Source organism: Paenibacillus xylanexedens (assembly GCF_017874615.1).
GTDB lineage: Bacteria > Bacillota > Bacilli > Paenibacillales > Paenibacillaceae > Paenibacillus > Paenibacillus xylanexedens.
On sequence record NZ_JAGIKV010000006.1, the window covers coordinates 18,997 to 41,978 of the forward strand.

Genomic DNA, 22,982 nt, shown 5'->3' on the forward strand with positions numbered 1-22,982 from the left:
AAGGAGTTTATGATATGAAGGGTAGTTTTTATAAACGAGGCAGCACGTGGAGTTACATTGTTGATGTCGGAATTGATCCTGAAACCGGAAAAAGGAAGCAAAAAAGCAAAGGTGGGTTTAAAACAAAGAAACTAGCACAGGCGCACGCAGCCGACTTTCTATCTGAATCAAATAAAGGGGAATACATCGCATCGGTAAAGATGACGTTTGAAGAACTCGCTGATCAATGGCTTGAAGCGTACAGTAGATTAGGAAAACCTAAAAAACAAGGAACAATCTTAGTTAGAACTAAAGAGAAAAAAATATTGATGCCATTTTTCAGGAAAATGTGTACCATGGATATCACCTCAGAAGACTATCAGAATGCCTTGTATAAACTCGAATTGGGGCAAACCGATGACGAAGGAAATATTATTAAAAAAGGGCTCGCATACAACACTATTTCAGGGATACACGCAACAGCGAGTATGATTTTCAAGTACGGTGTGAGAATAGGTTCAGTAAAGAAAAATCCCACTCTTGATGTCTACGTGCCAAGAGAAACAAAAACTGTAAGTGATCTTGAAGCCCACACCTATCTCCCAGCGTATTTCGAGAAAGATGAACTTCTGCTATTTCTAGATACTGTTAGAGAATATGGATTGGAGAATGACTACGAAACCTTCATGACTCTCGCATATACCGGTCTTAGAGTAGGAGAGCTTTGCGCACTCAAAGAAACAGATCTTGATTTTACCGAGAATAAAATAAGAATTTCAAAAACAGTTTACAATGCTACTAATAATTACAAAATGTACACTTTGGTTACGCCCAAAACAGCTTCATCGTTCCGAGAAATAGATACTGATCCGGATATAATGAACATTCTTAAAGATCTACTTACTCTTGCTCAAATTGAGAAAAAGAAAAGACCGAATTCTTACCACGATGAAGGGTTCCTTTTTGCAATGCCTGGAGCTTATGCCGGATACCCATTGATACCCGCAAAGGTTAGAAAACGAATGACAAGAATATTGAGACTAGCTGGATTAAATGAAAATCTTTCGCCCCATTCATTGAGACACACTCATGCATCCCTACTTGCTGAAGCAGGAGTTGGCCTGGAACAAATTATGCAGAGACTAGGACATGCGAATGACGACATCACCAAAAGGATATACCTCCACATTACGAAACCAAAACGAAAAGAAGCTGTTCAGAAGTTTGGGGACCTAATGAATTCTACCACTGAATCAGATTTGAAAAATGTTAACAAAATGTTAGCATCAGAGGATGATGAGCAGTAACATCCTTTGATACATAAGGGTTTGTATGCGAACGGGCGGAATACAGCTCGTACCACTCATAACGGGTAAGTTCAATATTAGTTGCATCACGACAGGCCAGAATACGTTCTGGTCGAATCGAACCAATGACAGGTTGAATCCCTGCTGGATGCTTCATTAACCAAGCCAGTACAATAGACTCCGGTGTAACTCCACGCTCCTTGGCCATTCGATCAACCAATTGAGCCGTATGCTCAATTTCAGCGCGCTGTCCCTCAACTACCCTGCCAGTAAAACGCCCTTGAGCAAGTGGACCCCAAGCCTGCAGTTGAATATGCTCTGCCTGACAATATTCCATCGTGCCATAGGGAAACACATTGTCTCTGGCTTGGGGACGATTTACCGTCACACCGGCTTCTACGAATCCGATTTTATCCAGACTCATCTCCAACTGGTTCACAATCAGAGGTACTTTACTATGAAGCTGAAGAAGACGAATCTGTTCAGAACCCATGTTGGACACTCCAAAATGGCGCACTTTACCGGAATGATGCAGCTCAGCCAGTGCGTCTCCAATCTCTTGCGGATGGGCGAGCGGATCAGGACGATGTAACAGCAAAATATTCAGATAATCGATGCCGAGCCGTTCCAGGATACCGTCCACACTCGCCAGGATATGTGCACCTGAGGTGTCATAACGCTGCGGTCCTTCATCATCACCTACAAGACGTATTCCACACTTCGACTGTATAATGATCTGTTCACGCAAGCCGGAAGTTTCTGATAAAACTCGCCCCAAAACATGCTCTGCCTTACCACGTGTGTAAATATCCGCCAGATCAAAGTGATTAATGCCTATTTCGATAGCTGCTTCTACCGCTCGATGACCTTCCACAACAAGATCTGAAGTAATGGGAAGACCATCCCATTCACCACCAAACCGCATACAGCCAAGAACCATTCGACTTGCCGGAATCTGGTGGTGATGCAAAGGAAGTTGTGAGTAAGACATGTCAGCGTTCACCTCATTTTCATTTTTACCAAGCATAATAACCGATTCTCTCTACCATGTCTTCTTCCATCTTCCTCTATTTTCCTGCTCTATCATCCATATGAAGAAAAAACAAGGTTTCAAAAGCTTGTGTATTGAATATATAGAGGGTGCAGGTATTATGCAGGAATATGAGAGGAGATTTTGCATTTGAACCCAAATGAACCGAACGAATCCTCAAGGCCAGCGTTTTTTACCAAAGAATTCACGAATAACCCTTACCCGGTGTATGAAAAGTTAAGAAAAGATGAGTCCTTTTTTAGAGTCATGTTTCCTCACGGGGAATTCGGCTGGATTATTACGCGATACGAGGATGCAGTCCAGATCCTGAAAGATCCTCGCTTCAGCAAAGATATGGTCCGACGTTACGGCGCTGACAATCAAAGCATCTTCTCCAATAATATGTTGTTCTCCGATCCGCCAGATCATAAACGTCTTCGGGGACTTGTGCAGAAAGCATTCACACCCAAACTGGTCGCAGACATGCGGAGCCACATTCAGGACATTGCTGATGAACTGCTGGACAACCTCCCGTCACAGGAAAAAATGAATCTGATCGATGACTTTGCCTTCCCTCTGCCCATCATTGTCATTAGTGAAATTCTGGGAGTCCCTCTTGAGGATCGTGACAAATTCCGCATCTGGTCCAATACGATAATTGATGCTTCCATAGCCGAGAGCGCCGAGCTGTTTGAGCAGCATGCCAAGGAGTTTACGGATTACCTGACGGCCTGGTTTGCGAAAGTTCGCCAAGATCCCGGCACTGATCTGATCAGCCAGCTCGTCATTGCGGAAGAATCCGGGCAGCAGTTAACTGAACAAGAACTGCTTGGCGTTGTCTCCTTATTAATTATTGCCGGTCATGAAACAACCGTGAATCTGATTGGAAATGGGATTCTCGCCCTGCTGGAGCATCCGGAGCAACGCGAACTGCTCATCAACCAGCCCGAGCTTATTCACAATGCCATTGAAGAGATGCTTCGCTATAACGGACCGGTGGAGTTCAGCACATCCCGCTGGGCTTTGGAAGATATTGAATTCCGTGGACAACCTATCGCTCAAGGTGATCTTGTCATTGTTGCGCTTGATTCCGCCAACCGGGACGAACAGCAGTTTAAGGATGCTGATATTTTCGATATCACACGTGAGAAGAGTCCGCATTTGGCTTTTGGCAAAGGCATTCATCTCTGCCTAGGAGCACCGCTTGCTCGTCTGGAAGGTGAGATTGCAGTCAGCACACTTCTGAATCGTTTTCCTAATATACAACTTCAGGCAGATGTGAATGAACTGGAATGGAGACCTGGTATGAATGTTCGTGGTGTCAAGGAAATCCCGGTTCAACTAAAATAATGGCTAAATATGAATAAATGAAAGTGAGGCACATGACATCATGGAAATGAACACCTTGGTATCGATCGTTTTGCTGCTTCTGATCTTTGTGTTACTGGTCAGAGTCACCAGCCTGCAACGCCAATTAAATGAATTGAAAAGAGATGTCGAGCGTCTGGAGAACGGTTCAACCGACAGCGTCCGATCCGACTTCAATTACACCTTGTCGCCGAAAGAAGCATCCCCTTCCCACACAAGCCAACCAGCCCAAACGGATCTGGATCAGGAACTGCTCACACTGATACAACAAGGGAAAAAAATTATGGCGATCAAACGACTGCGTGAAGCCAGAGGTCTTTCGTTGAAGGAAGCCAAAGACTATGTTGATTCTCTCGATCGGTAATATACAACTCACATAACTCTCGGGGAAGTTACTACAGACTTTCGGCTGTTAACACAGACGCAGTAGAAAGTCTGGAATCTTCACCGAGAGTTTACTTTTCAAACGACATATGCTACTGTTATTTCTATATTACTAGAAATAAGAAATAAAGACGAAAGGACCGATCATTATGCAATCAAACTCAAATGAGATTGAACAAGTCGTCAAAATTCATAAAGCACTGGGCGAGCAAACACGCTACAAAATCATTCAGATTTTATCGGGCGAAAGCAACCTGTGCCCTGCTGATCTGGAGAGCCGCCTTGTTACGGTTGCGCTATCAACTCTGTCTCATCATCTGAAACAGCTATCCGATTGCGGCCTGCTCACATCGCAGAAGAAGGGTACGTATATCTACTACAGCCTAAACACGGAGACCGCACAAAAGTTTGTTCCCTATCTGCTAAATAAATAAAAAATTTGATTTATATTTCTATATAATTAGAAATATTGAAACAATGTACAATATTTATTAGTAAAACTAGGTCACCTAAGTTTACGCTTATACCAATATTCATTATCTAGGTTGTAGCATTACCATTCGCGCAGATGGGTTGCATTCAGAGCATTCATGTCTTGTTCTATCGTCTTTATTTCTATATTTCTAAAAATATAATAATAATCAGAAAGAGGTTATGTTTCCATGTCTTCTACGCTCAAAATCTATGTTCTTGCCTTGGTCAGTTTCCTTGTAGGAACGTCCGAATATGTCATTGCCGGCATTTTGGATCGCATTGCAGATACCATGAATATCTCTTTAATCGCTGCCGGACAGCTCATTACGATTTTTTCACTCGTATATGCGCTAGGTACACCTGTCATTATTGCACTGACTTCGCGCTGGGACCGTCGCAAGCTGTTGTTATACTTCCTCGGTCTATTCGTTGTGGCTAATGTTCTTGCCTATCTGTTGCCGGGCTATGGACTGTTCGTCGCAGCACGAGTGTTGATGGCTTTAGGCGCGGGTGTTGTTGTTGTCACGGCATTAACGGTTGCTTCCCAAATAGCGGCGGAGGGCAAACAAGCTAGTGCAATCGCCACAGTAATCACTGGATTTACGGCTTCTTTGATCGTTGGCGTTCCACTCGGAAGGCTTGTGGCTGCATCTTGGGATTGGAAGCTTGTTTTTGCCGGTATCGCTGTTCTTGGCATTCTCGCCATGCTGGTAATCGCGGCCGCCATTCCGCCTTCCAAAGCAGAAGCGCCTGTTCCGCTGAAGAAACAACTGTCTTTGCTCAAACAGCCACGAATTGTTTTGGCACTGCTGGTGACATTTTTTTGGTTAGGTGGTTATTCCATTGCCTACACGTACATTTCACCTTACCTTGTATCCGTTTCAGGAATGAGCGAAGCACTACTCAGTTCAGCTTTACTCGCATTTGGCATAGCAAGTCTGATCGGTTCAAAAGTTGGAGGGTTCAGTGCTGACCGATTGGGTGTCAAACGAACGCTGATCACAGGCATGACATTGCATATCGTGAGTCTGGTCCTGTTGAATATAACGGCAAGCTCTCATCTCGCTGTCTTCCTTGTTCTGATTTTGTGGTCTTTTGCCGCGTGGTCCTCAGGTCCAACTCAGCAATATAACCTGGTCACCATGGCTCCGGAATCCTCTGGCATTATGCTAAGTCTGAATAGTTCGGTCATGCAATTAGCCATGGCTGCCGGCGCAGGTATTGGCGGAATCGCGGTTAGCAGCGTTTCATTGTCATCCATTACCTGGATTGGAGCTGTCGGAGTCGCTGTTGCCATCAGCATCGTTATAGGCTCGTATCGTTCAGCATCTGCGAAAAGTACCCAAACCAATACATCGCATAACGTTGCCTGATATGAGTTCGTTGTACAAAAAACAAACCGAAAAGAGAGGCACTGTATGCATACAGTGGCCTCTCTTTAACCATTTTAACGACTATTCTATTACCGATAAGCAGAACTCTTATTGGGCCGTAACGGCACCATCGATCGGATATACTGCACCATTGATATACGGCGCTTCATCTCCAAGCAGGAAGGAAACCAAGTTCGCGATCTCTTCCGGTCTGCCCAGACGTCCAGATGGAATGCTGTCAACAGTTGCCTTGAACACTTCAGGATTGTCTTTACCGAACTGAATGACCATCGGTGTCTCAATTGTACCTGGGGCAATCGCATTTACACGAATGTTGTCCTTGCCATATTCAATCGCAGCTGTGCGGGTCAAGCCCACTACGCCATGTTTGGTTGCTGCGTATGGTGCAACTGCGGGTACACCAACAATACCGGCAGTAGAGGCCGTATTCAGAATGGAACCTCCACCTGTTTTGAGCATTTCAGTAATTACATACTTCAACCCGTAGAATACACTTCTCAGGTTAATATCAATAATCTGGTCAAACTGCTCAATTGTATGTTCGATCAGCTTGATACCAGGACCTGCAATACCTGCATTATTAAAGAACATGTCGATTCGTCCGAACTCTTCGACTGTTTTTTTCACATAATTCTCAACTTCAGGTGCTTTACTTACATCTGCTTGTACAAAAATAGCTTTACTTCCCAGCTTCTCAATCTGCTTAACCGTTTCAAGACCTGTCTGTTCGACAAGATCCACAACGACAATGGATGCACCCTTCTCAGCCAGCTTCAATGCTGCTGCTTGGCCCAATCCACTTCCTGCTCCAGTAATAATGGCTACTTTTCCTGCGTGACTCATGTTGATCTCCTCCATGTGTGTGTGTCATCTTGTGATTGGATCGATGAATATGATATGAAACGTACTTACATGCAATGATGCAATATGTAGGTCAAAAATGGCATAAAACCTTACTGACTTTACCTATTCTAATAGACTTTCGACATAAAAACAAATCATATAATATGTATTCATACTATATCACCTGTCACATTTTCAGCATTTTAATTGAAGGAGCACACAACTATTACGTCTTGTTGCATGCTCCTCTTTTACATATTAATACTTTTTAAGTCAGTATCTCTACAACTTCAAACGGTGCATATCCGCTTATCAAAACACTTTAACGCAGCAAATTCGTTTTTGCCAATTCAATAATTTCGTCCCCGCGTCCGTTCAACACGGCTTTCATCATCCATAACGTGAATCCTTCCGCCTGTTTGATATCAATCTTCGGTGGTAAGGACAATTCCTGTCGATTCACCACCACATCAATCAGCACAGGACCATCATGCTGAAGCGCACGCTGTACAGCTCCTTCGAGTTCACCCGGATCCTCAACCCGAATACCTTCCATGCCCATGGCCTGAGCAACCATCGCAAAGTTGGGATTTACAAGCTCTGTTCCCGATTCAAGGAACCCTGCAGCCTTCATCTCCAGCTCAACAAAACCGAGTGCTCCATTATTAAACACCACAACTTTGATCGGCAGATTATGCTGTTTCAGTGTCAACAGATCACCCATCAGCATCGTAATACCACCATCACCCGACAACGAGATGACTTGTCTGCCCGGATCGGCGACCTGAGCGCCAATGGCCTGTGGCAAAGCGTTTGCCATCGTACCATGACTGAATGAACCGAGCAGCCTGCGATTACGAGACATCTCGATATAACGGGCCGCCCATACTGTCGGAGTACCGACATCACAGGTGAAGATGGCATTTTCAGCTGCGGCATCACTAATGACCTTGGTCAGGTACTGCGGATGGATGGGTTTTTTACCCGGTTTTCCAACGGCCAGCTCGTCCAGATCTTTGCGTACTTTCACATAACGATCCACACTTTTACGAAGATGTTTGTCACTGTGTTCTTCTGTTAGATAAGGAAGCAAAGTTTCAATGGTCGCTTTCACATCCCCACATACGCCATAATCCAGCTTCGTGCGCCGACCCAGATGGGAAGATTGAATGTCGACCTGAAGGACTTTCGCATCTTCGGGATAGAATTGACGATATGGGAAATCCGTTCCCAGCATCAATAGTACATCACAGTCCATCATCGCATGATAACCGGATGAATACCCAATTAGACCCGTAAGACCCACGGAATAAGGGTTGTCATACTCCAAATATTCCTTGCCTCGTAGCGCAATAACCATGGGGGACTTCAAGCGATCACAGAGCTGCATAAGGGGTTCCCGAGCGCCCGCGCAGCCTGCACCGCACAATAACGTAATTTTTTTGCCTTGATTCAGATACTCCGCCAGTTTCATGAGTTCAGGCTCAGAAGGATGTACCACGGGATTGGTCGCGTGATACACATGCTCAGGCACAGGCAGATCCGCTGCTTCAAGTCCTGCTACATCCCCCGGCAATACAACGACGGACACACCTGAACGTGCAACTGCTGTCTGAATGGCCATCGTCAGAGAACGCGGCATCTGTTTTGCTGTTGTAATGACTTCACAATAGTCGCTACATTCCTGGAACAGATACTCCGGATGTGTCGCCTGAAAATATTCACTGCCAATCTCGTCACTTGGGATATGTGCTGCGATAGCGAGTACAGGAACACGATTGCGGTGACAGTCGTACAGACCATTAATCAGATGCATATTACCAGGACCACTGCTACCTGCGCAGACAGCGATACTTCCACTGACCTCAGCGTCCGCCCCAGCAGCAAATGCAGCTACTTCTTCATGTCGTACATGAATCCACTCGATCTTGCCCGAACGACGGATGGAGTCGAGTACCGCATTCAAGGAGTCTCCAACAATGCCATATACGCGTTTGATGCCAGCGTTCAATAAGGATTCAACCAGAACGTCCGCGACTGTTTTTTTCATAAGTGATGGGTCTCCTTTAATTGCTCATTTTGATTATGTTTCCACTCGGTTAATATACCTATTCTTATACCCCAATCTTTCGAAAACCGAACCAACTCATATGTATTTCCGGATATATGAAACAAAAAAATGCCCCTTAAACCTTTATTCCAGCTATAGAAAAATGCCAAAAAATCCGCTTGTCGAATGACAAACGGATTACGGTTACACTCAGTTTATTCATTTTTATGTGAATTCCCTAATCCAAATCAGACACTAGATAGCAGGCATCACATTGCCACCACTTACCGGGATATAGGCACCCGTGATAAATGAGGACAGGTCCGACGCAAGAAAAGCTACCGCATTGGCAATTTCCTGATCTTCACCCCTGCGCTTCAGCGGCACAGTACGCGTATATGCCTCATCATGTCCAGGCTCACTGGAACGATCACGTTCACTAATTGTCCATCCAGGTGCAACCTGGTTTACGGTAATCTGATACTCACCAACCTCCTTGGCAAGCACGCGATATACACCATCCATTCCACGCTTACCAGCGGTGTAGGCCGATTGATGAGCAAAATTTTGCATTGCACATTCCGTATTGATGCCAATGAACCGACCGGCTCTGATATTTTGCATATGTGGAATGAAAGCTTTGGCAAGATATACACTCTGCATGACACAGGATTCGAACTGGCTCAAGTAATCTTCAGGAGACTGTTCCAACACCGTTGTCCATTCATATTGAATGACCGCATTGGCAACAACGATATCCACTCCGCCGAGGACAGACTGAATCTCATCACGCATCCGAAATGCTGTATCCTGCTTTGTAATATCTCCCTGTACAATAACAGCCTGACGACCGAGTGCTTCAATCTCACCTTGAAGCTCCCGAGCCTTGGTATCATTATTTATGTAATGTAGAGCCAGATTGGCGCCACAGGCTGCCAACGTGCGGGCGATGACTCTCCCCAGCTGTCCGGTTGCGCCTGTAACCAGAGCCGTTTTTCCTGAGAGATCCAATTGCATAACAGCGAAAACCTCCTTGTATTCATTTTTCGAAAACGATTTCGGAATAAGTTACTTTTGTTCATTAATTACCGCGTTATTCAGAGAGATATACAGCATTGTTCAATGCTGTATATGATAGTTCAACTTTTTTCCTATATGTGGAGACTATTAATTATGATGTTGAATGAGATCAATTTCCTGGAAGCGACTGACTTCCTTTTCCCAACGCTCTTCTACATATTGACGGTGAACCGGGTGATTGTTGTATGCATCATACGCAGCCTGATCTGCAAAGACCATCGAGAAACTGTAGTCAAACTCATTCTTCTCACTTACCTGTTTCAGAACCTGAAATTGCTCTACGCCAGAAATGACAGCCAGTGCATCCGAACTTTCCTTCAAAAAGGCTTCGGCCTCCGGTGTATCTTTACCCGCGTAAAGTGTAAACGTTACCATATGTGTGATGCTGCTCATCTCTATTTCCTCCTCCAATATGTTCGTACTCGTTTCCTAGTGTACATCCGAATGTGTTGTAAGCGCAATAATTGGTTGAATTAATTTTTATGAATTGATATTTCTATATAAATTGAACTAAAGAATATTTACACTGGTCACTTCGATGACAGAACAACCTTCCGATCGCTGTTATCCCCAGATTTTTGATTCTTTCTAAAAAGGTTAAATCCGGGGATAAAGGCGAACGCTCCGCTTCTTCAGGTTCTTTCTGTCCTCTCCGTTTTGTGTAAATGTTTATCTCAATTTATATAGTTACAAATATTAATTTCAAGTAAAATTCACTAGCCTTTACCCTGAATATGTACACAAAAAAACCTCAGGACAAATCCCGAGGTTTTTTTGTAATGTATGGACAAACTTATTTGGTGATGTTGTATTTACGGTTAAATTTATCAACACGGCCACCGATATCCACGTTTCTTTGTTTACCAGTGAAGAATGGGTGGGATGCGGAACTAGTGTCCACACGGATTACTGGGTAAGAGTTACCGTCTTCCCATTCCATAGTTTCGTTAGAGAACTTCGTGGAAGAACTCAGGAATTTGAAATCAGCACTTGCATCGTAAAAAATTACGAGTTGTGTCTTTGGATGGATGTCAACTTTTGGCATAATCTATTTACACTCCTTTAATATGGGTACTTCTTTAGAATCAAACTACATTTTATTATACTCTTTTTTCGGACAAAGTACCAGCAGGTTTTGAGGAATAGCTAAAAAAAATATGATATCTGTGATTTTGCACCTAATCAGGTGTCACGCCGTCCCTTTCTCCAGTACATTTAACATGTACTCCAAAGCCTCCAGTTCATCCCTGCCTCTTGTCTGTAATCTGACAACACTACCATATCGAATGGGTAGTAACGCCATTCCAAGCAGGCTTTTGACATCTACACGATGCTCATGCTCAGACTCCATATACGACAAAATAATATCCGAGGAAAAACGCGACGCTTGAGAAGATACCGACATCAGATCATCCCGATGAAAATCAGCGTGTATCATAAATTCATGTACTCTCACAACCTTCAGTTCCTTTCGCTAAGTACTTATTCACCAATATGGTGTGTATCCATTTATATATTAAAATCTTCATGAATTATACCATGTTATGGGAGCTTGACCCATACTTTTTTGCAAAAAAACAAAAAAAGAGTCCTATACCGCAGGACTCTTCCAGGCTGTTCTTACATACCGTTCGGATATACCATGACCTTCAGACTGCCGCTTTTATTGTGTAATGCACGCTCCATCGCTTGCTGTGTCTCTTCGAGTGAATAACGATCTGTAATCAGGGACATCACATCATGCTGGCCGGAACTCAGAAATTCAATTCCTGCCGGATACGTATTGGCATAACGGAATATGCCATAGATATCAACTTCATTGTCCGCAATAAATGGAACATTGAGTGCGATCTCATCCTGTGCAGGCAGGCCCACAATCGCAAGTTTGCCTCCACGTCGAAGTGAATACAGAGCAGATTGTAGCGCCTTTGGATTCCCTGCTGTTTCCCATGCGGTATCAACACCCACACCATTTGTTAACTCGCGAATCACAGCCAGCGCATCTTCATTCCGCACATTAATGGTATGCGTGGCACCCATGCGGAGAGCTGCTTCCAGCCTAACTTCCTCCAGATCCGTTACAATGATCTTCTCTACACCGAAAGATTTGGCAGCAGCCACAGCCATGAGTCCAACGGGACCCATGCCCATAATCGCCAGGGTTGTACCCGGAGCCAGTTTGCTGCGGCGTGCAGCGTGAATACCAACAGAGAATGGCTCGTTCAAAGCTGCTTCCTCATAAGACAGATGATCCGGGATCGGGAATACCATATCTTCACGCATCACCATGTATTGTACAAATGCCCCATCCACCGGAGGGGTCGCTAGAAATTGTACATCCGGACACAGGTTATAGCGACCTTCCTTGCATGCCGTGCAGCGTCCGCAAGTCACCCCAGGCTCAATAGCAACCCGATCCCCTGTTTTCAGACGTGATACGTTCGAGCCAACAGCAGCAATGATCCCCGCACACTCATGACCCAGAATGATCGGTTTCTCCACCACAAATCTGCCAATGCGTCCATGTTCAAAATAATGCACATCTGAGCCACACACCCCGACAGCCATAACCTGGATTAACACCTCATCCGCTGCCGGTTGCGGGACGGGTTGTTCCTCAATAATAATGTGTCCTGGCTCTGTCATGACAGCGGCCTTCATGGTCTCGGGCAATTGATGTTGTCCCATACGTTTCTCCTCCTCATGTATGTCCATGCTGTCTATTGTACATCAAAGAAAACAAGGTATCTTCTTTCTTCCTAATTACCAAGTTCATCTGCATCCGCAATTCCACTCAATAAATTGTCCGATCCTGTTCATCCGCTATGCCGCTCTTGCGATAGAAGTACGTATTGATCATGTCGCGCCATTCCTTCGCATGTTCGGCCTGGTTGTACTGTAATGAAGCAACTTTGCTGAAAATAACCGGGTCGATTTTGCCCTCCAGCTGTCTCCATGTCTCGGCTAAAGCCTCCGCCTGCGCAACACCTTCAAAGTGTGTATCATAAATATGCTGAATGACCGTTTTACCCGAATGCAGAACATGGGTGTACGGCACGTGATGGAAAAATAAGATCAGCTCATCCGGACAGGTGTCTACGGACTCATAACGATCAGCATTCTCAGGGTGATACTGTGAAGTGTATCCTGTACCGCTGTTCACGGTTCGATCTACACCAATGCCATGACAATCGGCAAAGTGATACGTTCCCCATTTGGAATACTCGTATCCATCTACATTCGGCCCGTAGTGATGTTCCGGATTAACCATCCAACCCACACCGAGAGGCGCAGTGTAATTCTCATAGATATCTAGTGAAGTCAAAAGCATGCCCGTAACCCGCCGCACAACTTCGTCTTCATGTCCAAAAGTAAGTCTCACCCACTCATCGGCAATCTCTTCCGCGGACAGCTCCGGGTTCCACGCAAGTCTTCCATATCCATATAGATTCGCCTGCGCGAGTGGATGTCCTGTCCAACAGGCATCTGCACCAATATTGGATACTGCGGCGAAGCCACTGTATGGTCGTTTATACAGAGAACCGTCCGCAATTCGCTTGATCTCTGAACCTTCGCCTTTGGCGTATGTGTCAAAGTCCAATACTTCTTTCCACTGGGGAACCAGATAACAGAGATGACGTTGTTGACCGGTATACTCCTGTGTAATCTGAAATTCAATCACCTGATTTGTATTTTCCATGGCACCGAACAGCGGGGATACTGCCTCTCTCACCTGAAAGTCCATCGGCCCATTTTTGATTTGCAAAATGACATTTTCGGCAAAACGCCCGTCCAGCGGCGTAAAGTGGTCATAGGCTGCACGTGCACGGTCAGTGGAACGATCCCGCCAGTCCTGCTTGCAGTTATAGACAAAGCAACGCCAGATGACCAATCCACCGAATGGCCGAAGGGCTTCAGCCAGCATGTTCGCACCATCGGCATGATCACGGTTATACGTGAACGGTCCCGGACGATTCTCGGAGTCTGCCTTGATCAGGTAACCGCCAAAATCGGGAATCGCTGCGTACACCTTGGCCGTTTGAATGTTCCACCATTCCCGTACTTGCGCATCCAGCGGATCAGCTGTACGCAATCCACCAATCTCCATTGGACTCGCGTAGTTGGCGCACAGGAACAATCGAATACCATACGCTCTGAATTCAGCGGCAACCTTCGCCACATCACTAAGATAACGTTCCGTCAGAAACAGGCTCTCACGGCGGTGTACATTGACGTTGTTGATCGATATGGCATTGATTCCCGTGGAAGCGAGTAAACGTGCGTAATCCCGGATGCGTCCCAAGTCCAGCGTGAATTCCCCGTTATCATAGAAAATGGATTCTCCTGCGTAACCACGCTCAATGCTGCCGTCCACGTTATCCCACTGATTAATCATCCGTAGCGCATTGGTTGGCTGTTCTGTAATGAAGCTCCACTTATTCACAGCGTCATCCGCCTTATGTGCACTCCCTTGATCCATTGTCAGCTCTCGAAGCAGATGGAATGCACCATACAACACACCTTGGGGAGTCTCTGACCCAATGACCAGTACACCCTCGGTCTCGTTCTCACGAATGATGTACCCTTCCCCTTGAACAGTTGAACGCTCTGTCTCGCTGAACAACCCAGCCACGGAATCGCTCCCTGTCCAAGTGCCGATTCGTATTGCGGGAGCGGAAGCGAGATTGTCCCGTTCATTTTCCTGAGCATCAGACAGATGACTGACCGACGGTTTCACGCCATATAACCTCTCCAGTCCCCGTGAAAGTTCGGTCAGAGCTGTTGTGATCACTCCATGGTTCTCTTCCGCCAGTATCAGTTTGCTCCATGCAGGAGCCGTCTTTTTGGTAAACTCATTCGCTCTTGGCAATTCAGAGTGATACCCCAGCCACGCATCGTACTGTGGACCCGACAAAGCAGCTTGAACGACGGATTGGCTCATTGTACCGCCTCCTTGCTGGCATAGATCTGCGCAATGCGATTCCCTTTTCCTTCGAGTAGCCATAGGATCGAGGTTACACCACGCGGGTAGTACTTGCTGCCAACCGCTACACCAGACAGGATCTGGTCACTCCAGCACCAGTAGGATTCCTCCGGATGCAGCAGCCAGTTGACATGAGCCGCGTCTGCTGCCTTGCCTGTCTCATTCCATTCCACACCCAGCAGCTCTCTAGCGATAAACTGGGACAGATAGATTTTGCTCAACCACGAGTTATTGCTTGTTGAGGACAGTTTCCAGCCTCCATCTTCGAACAGACATGTTCCCGGTACAAGAACTGTCTTCAGATGAGTTTGGAGTGCTTTCAGATAAGGTCCAAAACGGCCATTGACATCCAGTGCTGCTTCACAGCCTGTAAAGTACGGGAACACCAAACCTTCAATCGCCGGAATGATTCGAGAATCATTATTTTCTGCAATAACAGCTGGAATGTAGCCGCTATCAGTCAACTGTGCAGCAATACTGGCAGCGCAGCGATCCGCTTGAAGCCCTGCTTGATGGGACAGATCGGCCAACTTCTCAGTTGCGAACAGCTTCTCCAATGCAACATAGACCGCCCAACATTTACCCGCCAGATAGATATTATTGCGAGACTGTCCAAGTGACACATCCAGGCTGTCGTAGGTTGTAATCTCCGCTCCACCTTGGGTACGGCTGCTATCCAGACCCATCAGACCGTTACGCTGCTCTGCGTCGGGATGGTCACGATTAAGCATGCTTTCGAAGCAATCCTGGATAACAGGTAACATGTTTTTCACAAAAGCTTGATCCTGTGTCTGTTCAATGTATACTGTCGCGCAGCAGAGCCAGTTCACCAGTTCCTCGTGGCTCATCTGTGAGAAACAGTCGTCAATGCCAACCAGCTCATATGCCGAGTGTCCAGGGCGTGAGAACACATTGGCAACACCAATATCATGGGTAAAGGTAATTCCTCCCGGATATAACTTCTCTTCCCCCGGGAAACGAACCTGATCCGTATAACTGTATCGTTTCACAAACCACTCCAGCTCATTACGCACCGTCCATGGATTCAAGGCAAGCTCGAAGTACAACTGATCAGCCGTCAGATCAAGTGTGTTCATCATCCGATACTCCCCTTCGTTCACCACCCAGAGTGGCTCACCATCGGCATCCAGCAGTTGAGTACTGGCATAATAGCTGTGAATGGAATGAGCAAGCATGAATGATTGATCTTCGGTCAAAGCAGCCGATCCAAGGCGTTGTTCAACCTCTCCACAAGATGCGGTCAACTCACTGAAGCGTTGTAGTGCATACTTTCCTGCTGCCTGAATATCGGAGAAGTACCGCGTATACCAATACGTTGTGTCCATTCCGGTCGTCACAATGCCCCCGCGATAGAAACATACTGCGAATTGATACGTACGTTTCTCTCCAGCCGGAACCTCCATCAGTAGTGCAGCGGTTGAGCCCAGTCCAAATGCCAGATTCTCCCGATGTTTCTCCTGCAACAGTTTCTCCAGTGTAAATCCGCGTGCGGGCCACAGTCCGTCATCTGCTGACATAATTGCTGTAAGTCGACCTTGTCCCACACCTGTGATGGAGCCACCTTCCGGTCCCCCAATCAGACGCATCGCAGAGTACGGATCATTGCCCTGATAGCCAAAGTAGGCTTTGCGGGGTTGTTGACCTGCCGTATTGTCAATCGTCATCTCAACCAATACGGCAGGTACGAGTGCATCCATTAATTCTTCACGATCCCCATTCGTTGGATCAGGTACTGGACGTACAGGCGAGTAGATACGGAACGTCAGATCTCCAGCAGTCCACGTATCCGTACCTGAGGTAAATTCACGGGTAATATCTTCATCGCGAAAAGCCGTAATAAGAGGTTGTGGAACTTTGGTCGCTGTTGTCGACGCAGTGTCCCCATTCTCCAACTTCTCTACATCATAGCGGCTGCTCTCATCCTCGGAAGCTTCATAAAAAGGAAGCGCCTGATAATTGTCGCCATCGCGAGATTGTAATCCAATATATACATTCTGGTCTGCCGGCTTGCCGAGTTCAAGACCCAGCCCGCCTTTGGCTCCTTTGTAACCCAGTGTAAAACTCGCAAAAGCACCAATCGGTGCGTGATGTGCATTATAAAAGATGGATTTGGACGTATTCATGAATCATAACCCCTCTCAGAATGGTTGCATACGTTTTCATTAGCCCCATCCTAACACGTGGTTCCACCTCCGACCATGATCAAATCAATCGGATATTTACCCAAATCAAGCTGATAGACTATAATGGATTAAAGCGGTTACAAAAAAAATATTCCATTTGATAAACGTGCGTAATCAAATGGAATATTTTTTGAACAACCTCATATGAAGGGGGATCTTCCATGTCTTCAACGTATTTGCCTCCTACTTTGGGAGAAAGTGTCCATGAAGTTTTTTATCCAGATGTACAAACAACGGTTAATCTGTTCGCCATTCATTTACGAAGTGTCGGTACGGACTGGGATTATCCGACGCATGAGCACCCTCAATATGAATTGAATTATGTCACAGAAGGCGAGCAACGCATGATGGTGAATGGTACCCTATACATTCAAAAGGCTGGCGAACTGCTCCTGATACCTCCGGGAAGCATTCATTCCAGCCAGAGCCATAACGGTAAGGGATTCACGTATTTTTGCATGCATTTTGACATTGATGATCAGTTGTTCCTATCGTTGCTGGCACGTATCAAACAAGTGCGATTCAGTGCGGATAGTCCGGTTACACAGCAGATTGAGCCGGTTTTGCGCAAATTGATGTCATCTGCGGATGATGAGACAGCCAATACGATGGTACAGCGAATGCAGCTTCAATCTACGGTATTTGAACTATTTGGCCATCTGTGGGAAGCGGTCTCGCAAGAGGCAGCGCAATGGTTTACCGACGGACACGAGAAGATCGAACTCGCCCACCAGATTCGTAATCGGTTGCAAGGCCTGATGAGTCAGCAATTCAAGCAGGGACACGAGTCCAACGGTCACTATGGCATTGATGATATTGCAGCAGAGCTGGGCATCAGTTCTTCTCACTGTAATCGCGTGTTCAAGGAGGTGTTCGGTCAGTCTCCTCGTGCTGTATTATCCCAGTTGGTTTTGCATGAAGCGAAGCTTCTTCTGGGCAATCCGAAGCTGTCCGTTCAAAATATTGCCGTCATGCTTGGTTATAAGGATATTGCCCATTTCAGTCGTCAATTCAAGCGCTGGTCCGGCATGTCACCCTCCCGTTACCGACAGGAACAGCCTGCTCTGGAATAGGTCTAGTAGCAGGCTGTTTGTCTTTCTGATTTATTTCAACAAACGCTTAATCAGCTTCAGCTTGTTATCATACGGTGGATACAGAATCGGCAGATTCAACTTGGTGCTTTTTTTCAGTACACTTTTGAGATGAGAGAAGGTTTCGAAGCTGTACTGCCCATGATACGAGCCAACGCCAGAATGACCAACACCACCGAATGGCAGACGCGGATTCGCTACATGCGTGATGGTATCGTTAATGCAGCCGCCTCCAAAAGAAACTTCGCGTAGCACTTTGTCCTGAACCCGGGTGTCGGAAGTAAACAGATACAAGGCGAGTGGTTTCGGCCGCTTTACGATTTCTACAATGGCTTCATCCAGGTTACGATAACTAATGATCGGCAGAATCGGTCCAAAAATCTCATCTTCCATCGTCGCTGCATCCCAGGACTCCGCATCAATCAGTGTAGGTTCAATAAAGCGATCTTCCTCATCCGAATTTCCCCCATATATCACTTTGGCCTGATCCCGTTCAATCAGAGTTGTCAGCCGTTTAAAATGTCCCTTGTTCACGATTCGCCCATAGTCCTTGTTGTGCTGGATATCCGAACCAAAGAAGGACACAATCGCTGCTTTCATCTCCGTAATTAACGGTTCCTTCACGCGCTCATGCACAAGTAAATAATCGGGTGCGATACAGGTCTGTCCTGTATTGAGCAGTTTGCCCCATATAATGCGCTCAGCTGCTACCTTGATATCTGCCTGTTCATCAACGATGACAGGGCTCTTGCCTCCAAGTTCTAACGTAACGGGGACGAGATTTTTGGCAGCTGCCTCCATCACAATCTTGCCTACCGGTACACTGCCTGTAAAAAAGATATAGTCGAATGGCGCGTTAATCAGCGCTGTCGTTGTGTCTTTAGCACCGTCAAGTACCTGTACGTATGCCGGTTCGAACACGCTCGCAATCATCTCACGTACAATAGCGGACACCGCAGGTGTATTCTCTGACGCTTTGAGCACGGCTGTGTTACCTGCTGCAATAGCACCTACCAATGGTTCGATTAAGAGTTGAAAAGGATAATTAAACGGTCCGATGATCAGAACTGCCCCGTAGGGTTCGGGTATGATATAACTTTTCGAACCAAGGAGTGCCATTTGTGTTTTCACTTTAACGGGTTTCACCCATTTATTCACTTTACGAATGGTGTGTGTGATGCTATCCATCATAAATCCGATCTCGGTTGTGTAGGATTCGAACTCACTTTTGCCCAAATCCTGATAGAGAGCTTCTGTCAATCTGGATTCGTACTTTTGAATGGCCTGCTTCAGTTGGGTCAGACGGGCAATTCGAGCTTCTGCCGATCTTGTGGCCCCGGAACGAAAGAACTGTCGTTGCTGCTCTAAAATCTGTTCAACTTCCTGACTGGTTACTTCCTGTATAGTCGTTGTCATATATACATACTCCTCTATTTATTATTGATCAAGCGTTTAAACTTACGAACCTATAAGGCACATGCAAAAGCATGTTCTATCACTATTACTCTACAGACACTCTTCTTCCAAAGCAGCTACCAGTTCCTTCAACAGTTCCACCGATGCATTCAATGAAGCCGAATAATAGCGCTGTGTGCCCTTCTGTTCCACAGATATAAGCCCTTTCTCTAACAACAGCTTGAGATGATGCGATATGGCTGGCCGGGATAGGCTGGATTGTTCGGTAATTTCATTCACCGTCATTCTGCCCTTCTCGGTGAGTGTCAGCAAAATGGATTGACGATGGTTGTCACTTAACACCTGAAATAACGGAATACAGGTTTGAAAAACGCTAATTGCTTTTTGTCCCATAGTTTCACCTCTATACTATTTCTTCTTCATTATTTCTACGTATATTTTCTTGTTTTATGTCTGTTCGTTTAAACATTCGAACCTAATGACTGAATTGTACTCTTTAATCACTTGAACTGCAAGTTAACCATCAACTAAATTTAAAACAATACCGATAAAGCGCTTCCATACTACCATACAAGTATGGTAGTATGTCATTGAAGGAGTTGAAGTTGTGGAATATACCCCAAAGTTATCATCCAAAGCCGGTTTGTTGCCTGTTGCGAGCAATATGTCTTCCATGAATAATAAGCAATCTTACTCAACGCGAGATGTCGTTTACTTCACGCTGAAACAACTCATTTTGAGTTTGAAAATGCCTCCGGGAACAGCTATTTCTGAGAAGGAAATTTCGCTGGAGTTCCAGGTAAGCCGGACACCTGTTCGAGAAAGTTTTGTACGGCTTGCACAGGAAGGTCTGCTGGAAGTGTATCCACAGCGCGGCACATACGTCTCTCTGATTCAGGTCGATCTCGTTGAGGAAGCACGGTTCATGCGTGAACAGCTCGAACGAGCCGTAATCAGGCTCGCCTGCGAGAACTTTCCGAACGAACAAATGATGGCACTTGAACAGAACCTTGCGTGGCAACAGGAATGCAGGGTCAAACCGGATGATGAACGAATGTTCCAATTGGATGAGGAATTCCATAGCACTCTTTTTGCAGGCTGCAACAAAAGCAACACCTGGACTGTTATCCAGCAGATGAATGTACATTTGAATCGAAGTCGCATGTTACGCCTGTCCTCGGACCACCAGTGGGATCATCTGATTGAACAGCACCGGTCTATGGTCAAGGCCATTCAGCAGCATGATGCCGACACAGCAGAGCGACTGATGCAGGAACATTTGCATTTAACTGTCACCGATTTGGCTGTCCTGCAGGATACATATCCGTCCTATTTTCAATGACTGAATTTTTCTTCCTACTATTCATGATGAGGTGAACGTGATGAGAATGGTTTTTCGCTGGTTCGGCGAAGGCAATGATACGGTAACGCTGGATCATATCCGGCAGATTCCGGGTGTTGAAGGTATTGTGTGGGCACTGCACGATGTTCCTGCTGGCGAGGAATGGCCGATGGACAAAATACTCGCTGTCAAAACAGCAGCGGACAAGGCCGGGTTACATCTGGATGTCGTTGAGAGTGTGAACATCCATGAGGATATCAAGTTAGGCCTGCCATCAAGGGATAAATACATTGCGAACTATATTAAAACAATGGAGAAACTGGCTCAAGTTGGTGTGAAGGTCATCTGTTACAACTTTATGCCGATCTTCGACTGGCTTCGCACGGATATGCACAAGGAAATGGAGGATGGCTCAACTGCCCTCTTTTATGAGCACAGTAAGCTTGCAGATATAGAACCTCTAGAACTCGTTCGACGCATTACGGAAAACTCCGCACTCACCATGCCAGGTTGGGAACCGGAACGATTGCAGTATTTAACAGGTCTGTTCGAAGCCTACAAGGATGTAACCGAGGATCATATGTGGGAGCACGCACGTTATTTCCTGCAAGAGATTATGCCTACAGCCGAACGGCTGGGGATTCGAATGGCCATCCATCCAGATGACCCGCCATGGCCAATCTTTGGATTACCAAAGATTATTACAAGTCAGGAGAATGTTCGGAAATATTTGAATCTTTATGATAGCCCTTACAACAGCGTGACACTATGCAGTGGCTCTTTGGGAGCGAATGCTGATAATGACATTATCGGGATGATACACGAGTTCAAGGATCGGATTCCATTTGCCCACATTCGGAATGTAAAAATCTACGATAATGGCGACTTTATTGAAACGTCACACCGCAGTCAAGATGGAAGCGTCGATATTGCTGGGGTTGTTGAGGCTTATCACGATATCGGTTATGAAGGTTATGCAAGACCCGACCATGGTCGTCACCTCTGGGGAGAACAGTGCCGACCTGGTTATGGACTCTATGACCGGGCTTTGGGGATCATGTATCTCTGGGGCGTCTGGGATTCCCTGCAAAGGAGGGCAAAAGCATGAGTGAACGTCAATATGAACGCTCATCTCGTCTCGAAGGCAGAACGGCTGTAATTACCGGAGGTGCTGGAGTATTATGCCGCTCCATGGCGGAAGAACTCGCTCGGCACGGTGCAAGTGTAGCCATCCTGAACCGCACAGTGTCCAAGGGACAGGAAGTTGTATCTGCGATAGAAGCTGCTGGTGGCAGAGCGATTGCTATTGCCTGTGACGTAACCCAGGCCGATAGTGTGCAAGCAGCGGCAGATGCGGTGCTGGAACAGCTCGGACCATGTGATATTCTGATCAATGGCGCCGGTGGCAATAACGCCAGTGCCAACACCACAAATGAAATTTTCAGATTGGAAGATCTGGAACAGCAGAACGTCACGACGTTTTTCGATGTGAGTGTAGAGGGATTTCGTCAGGTCATGGATCTGAATTTTGTCGGTTCCCTCATCCCCACTCAGGTCTTTGCAAGACATATGATAGAGCGCGATGTTCCCGCTACTGTCATAAACATTTCTTCCATGAGCGCCCCATCGCCCATGACGAAAGTTCCTGCGTACAGCGCTGCGAAGGCAGCGATTAACAACTTCACGCAGTGGCTTGCCGTTCATCTGGCCGAATCAGGAATTCGTGTCAATGCTATTGCACCCGGGTTTTTCTTGACCGAGCAAAACCGTAATCTATTACTGCAACCAGACGGCTCACCTACGGAGCGTTCCAGTAAAATTATTGCTCATACACCCATGCGCCGCTTTGGCAAACCGGAAGACCTGCTTGGCACATTGATGTGGCTTGCGGATGAAAGACAATCCGGCTTTGTCACTGGCACAGTCATTCCGGTAGATGGCGGATTTATGGCGTATTCCGGTGTATAAGGATTAACGTGTAAATGAATCAGTTCAACTAATATAGAGAATTTATAGAGACCGAAGCTTGGGATACA

The 22,982-nt window shown here is 46.1% G+C and carries 21 protein-coding genes; 9 read left to right on the forward strand and 12 right to left on the reverse strand.

The window, feature by feature from the left end; genetic code table 11:
* The first annotated feature begins 14 nt into the window (after positions 1–14).
* Positions 15–1,286 carry a site-specific integrase gene (locus J2Z28_RS09425; protein ID WP_211082144.1) on the forward strand — a complete coding sequence of 424 codons (1,272 nt, stop codon included), beginning with the start codon at positions 15–17 and terminating at the stop codon, positions 1,284–1,286.
* Here the strand turns inward: J2Z28_RS09425 and J2Z28_RS09430 are convergent.
* A complete protein-coding gene (locus tag J2Z28_RS09430) occupies positions 1,249–2,277 on the reverse strand; it encodes an aldo/keto reductase (RefSeq protein ID WP_211082146.1) in 1,029 nt (342 codons plus the stop codon). The genes J2Z28_RS09425 and J2Z28_RS09430 overlap by 38 nt on opposite strands.
* A 189-nt stretch (positions 2,278–2,466) precedes the next feature.
* On the opposite strand from J2Z28_RS09430, the gene J2Z28_RS09435 reads away from it, so the two are divergent.
* The 4 genes from J2Z28_RS09435 to J2Z28_RS09450 all read left to right on the forward strand — a co-directional run bounded on the left by J2Z28_RS09435 (position 2,467) and on the right by J2Z28_RS09450 (position 5,915).
* A complete protein-coding gene (locus J2Z28_RS09435) occupies positions 2,467–3,666 on the forward strand; it encodes a cytochrome P450 family protein (RefSeq protein WP_211082147.1) in 1,200 nt (399 codons plus the stop codon).
* Positions 3,667–3,706: 40 nt separating this feature from the next.
* Entirely contained in the window at positions 3,707–4,048 is a 342-nt protein-coding gene (locus J2Z28_RS09440) for a ribosomal protein L7/L12 (protein WP_211082149.1), read from the forward strand.
* Between the two features lie 169 nt (positions 4,049–4,217).
* Positions 4,218–4,502: an ArsR/SmtB family transcription factor gene (locus J2Z28_RS09445; protein ID WP_036613842.1), complete on the forward strand. Its 285-nt coding sequence runs from the start codon at positions 4,218–4,220 to the stop codon at positions 4,500–4,502.
* A 228-nt stretch (positions 4,503–4,730) separates the two neighbouring features.
* On the forward strand, positions 4,731–5,915 hold the full coding sequence (locus J2Z28_RS09450) for an MFS transporter (RefSeq protein WP_211082151.1): 1,185 nt from the start codon (positions 4,731–4,733) through the stop codon (positions 5,913–5,915).
* Between the two features lie 108 nt (positions 5,916–6,023).
* On the opposite strand, the gene J2Z28_RS09455 is transcribed toward J2Z28_RS09450, so the two are convergent.
* The 9 genes from J2Z28_RS09455 to J2Z28_RS09495 all read right to left on the reverse strand — a co-directional run bounded on the left by J2Z28_RS09455 (position 6,024) and on the right by J2Z28_RS09495 (position 17,037).
* A complete protein-coding gene (locus J2Z28_RS09455; protein ID WP_211082153.1) occupies positions 6,024–6,779 on the reverse strand; it encodes an SDR family NAD(P)-dependent oxidoreductase in 756 nt (251 codons plus the stop codon).
* Positions 6,780–7,101: 322 nt separating this feature from the next.
* Entirely contained in the window at positions 7,102–8,829 is a 1,728-nt protein-coding gene (gene poxB / locus J2Z28_RS09460; protein WP_211082155.1) for a ubiquinone-dependent pyruvate dehydrogenase, read from the reverse strand.
* A gap of 255 nt (positions 8,830–9,084) precedes the next feature.
* Entirely contained in the window at positions 9,085–9,846 is a 762-nt protein-coding gene (locus tag J2Z28_RS09465; RefSeq protein ID WP_211082157.1) for an SDR family NAD(P)-dependent oxidoreductase, read from the reverse strand.
* Positions 9,847–9,996: 150 nt separating this feature from the next.
* The gene (locus tag J2Z28_RS09470) at positions 9,997–10,302 is read right to left on the reverse strand and encodes a Dabb family protein (RefSeq protein WP_211082159.1); all 306 of its coding nucleotides are present in this window, start codon (positions 10,300–10,302) and stop codon (positions 9,997–9,999) included.
* Positions 10,303–10,702: 400 nt separating this feature from the next.
* Positions 10,703–10,954: a type B 50S ribosomal protein L31 gene (locus tag J2Z28_RS09475; RefSeq protein WP_036613829.1), complete on the reverse strand. Its 252-nt coding sequence runs from the start codon at positions 10,952–10,954 to the stop codon at positions 10,703–10,705.
* Positions 10,955–11,098: 144 nt separating this feature from the next.
* Complete coding sequence (locus J2Z28_RS09480) at positions 11,099–11,365, reverse strand: HPr family phosphocarrier protein (RefSeq protein ID WP_026081056.1); 267 nt, start codon at positions 11,363–11,365, stop codon at positions 11,099–11,101.
* A 164-nt stretch (positions 11,366–11,529) separates the two neighbouring features.
* On the reverse strand, positions 11,530–12,597 hold the full coding sequence (locus J2Z28_RS09485; protein WP_211082161.1) for an NAD(P)-dependent alcohol dehydrogenase: 1,068 nt from the start codon (positions 12,595–12,597) through the stop codon (positions 11,530–11,532).
* Between the two features lie 106 nt (positions 12,598–12,703).
* Positions 12,704–14,851 carry an alpha-glucuronidase family glycosyl hydrolase gene (locus J2Z28_RS09490; RefSeq protein ID WP_211082163.1) on the reverse strand — a complete coding sequence of 716 codons (2,148 nt, stop codon included), beginning with the start codon at positions 14,849–14,851 and terminating at the stop codon, positions 12,704–12,706.
* Positions 14,848–17,037 (reverse strand): glycoside hydrolase family 52 protein, encoded by a 2,190-nt coding sequence (locus J2Z28_RS09495; RefSeq protein ID WP_211082164.1) that lies wholly within the window; start codon positions 17,035–17,037, stop codon positions 14,848–14,850. Before J2Z28_RS09495 ends, J2Z28_RS09490 begins: the two co-directional genes overlap by 4 nt.
* A gap of 221 nt (positions 17,038–17,258) precedes the next feature.
* Here J2Z28_RS09495 and J2Z28_RS09500 point away from each other — a divergent pair, with 221 nt between their 5' ends.
* Positions 17,259–18,170 (forward strand): AraC family transcriptional regulator, encoded by a 912-nt coding sequence (locus tag J2Z28_RS09500; RefSeq protein WP_211082166.1) that lies wholly within the window; start codon positions 17,259–17,261, stop codon positions 18,168–18,170.
* A 30-nt stretch (positions 18,171–18,200) separates the two neighbouring features.
* Here the strand turns inward: J2Z28_RS09500 and J2Z28_RS09505 are convergent, their stop codons facing one another.
* Together J2Z28_RS09505 and J2Z28_RS09510 are read right to left on the reverse strand one after the other, a co-directional pair.
* Positions 18,201–19,604: an aldehyde dehydrogenase gene (locus J2Z28_RS09505; RefSeq protein ID WP_211082169.1), complete on the reverse strand. Its 1,404-nt coding sequence runs from the start codon at positions 19,602–19,604 to the stop codon at positions 18,201–18,203.
* 90 nt (positions 19,605–19,694) lie between these two features.
* Positions 19,695–19,997, reverse strand: coding sequence for an ArsR/SmtB family transcription factor (locus J2Z28_RS09510; RefSeq protein ID WP_017688208.1), 303 nt, complete (start codon positions 19,995–19,997; stop codon positions 19,695–19,697).
* A 271-nt stretch (positions 19,998–20,268) separates the two neighbouring features.
* Here J2Z28_RS09510 and J2Z28_RS09515 point away from each other — a divergent pair, with 271 nt between their 5' ends.
* The 3 genes from J2Z28_RS09515 to J2Z28_RS09525 are packed head-to-tail and all read left to right on the forward strand — an operon-like array spanning position 20,269 to position 22,914.
* The gene (locus J2Z28_RS09515; protein WP_211082477.1) at positions 20,269–20,946 is read left to right on the forward strand and encodes a GntR family transcriptional regulator; all 678 of its coding nucleotides are present in this window, start codon (positions 20,269–20,271) and stop codon (positions 20,944–20,946) included.
* Between the two features lie 40 nt (positions 20,947–20,986).
* A complete protein-coding gene (gene uxuA / locus J2Z28_RS09520) occupies positions 20,987–22,054 on the forward strand; it encodes a mannonate dehydratase (RefSeq protein ID WP_036673719.1) in 1,068 nt (355 codons plus the stop codon).
* Positions 22,051–22,914 (forward strand): SDR family oxidoreductase, encoded by an 864-nt coding sequence (locus J2Z28_RS09525; protein WP_211082171.1) that lies wholly within the window; start codon positions 22,051–22,053, stop codon positions 22,912–22,914. Before uxuA ends, J2Z28_RS09525 begins: the two co-directional genes overlap by 4 nt.
* Positions 22,915–22,982 lie beyond the last annotated feature (68 nt).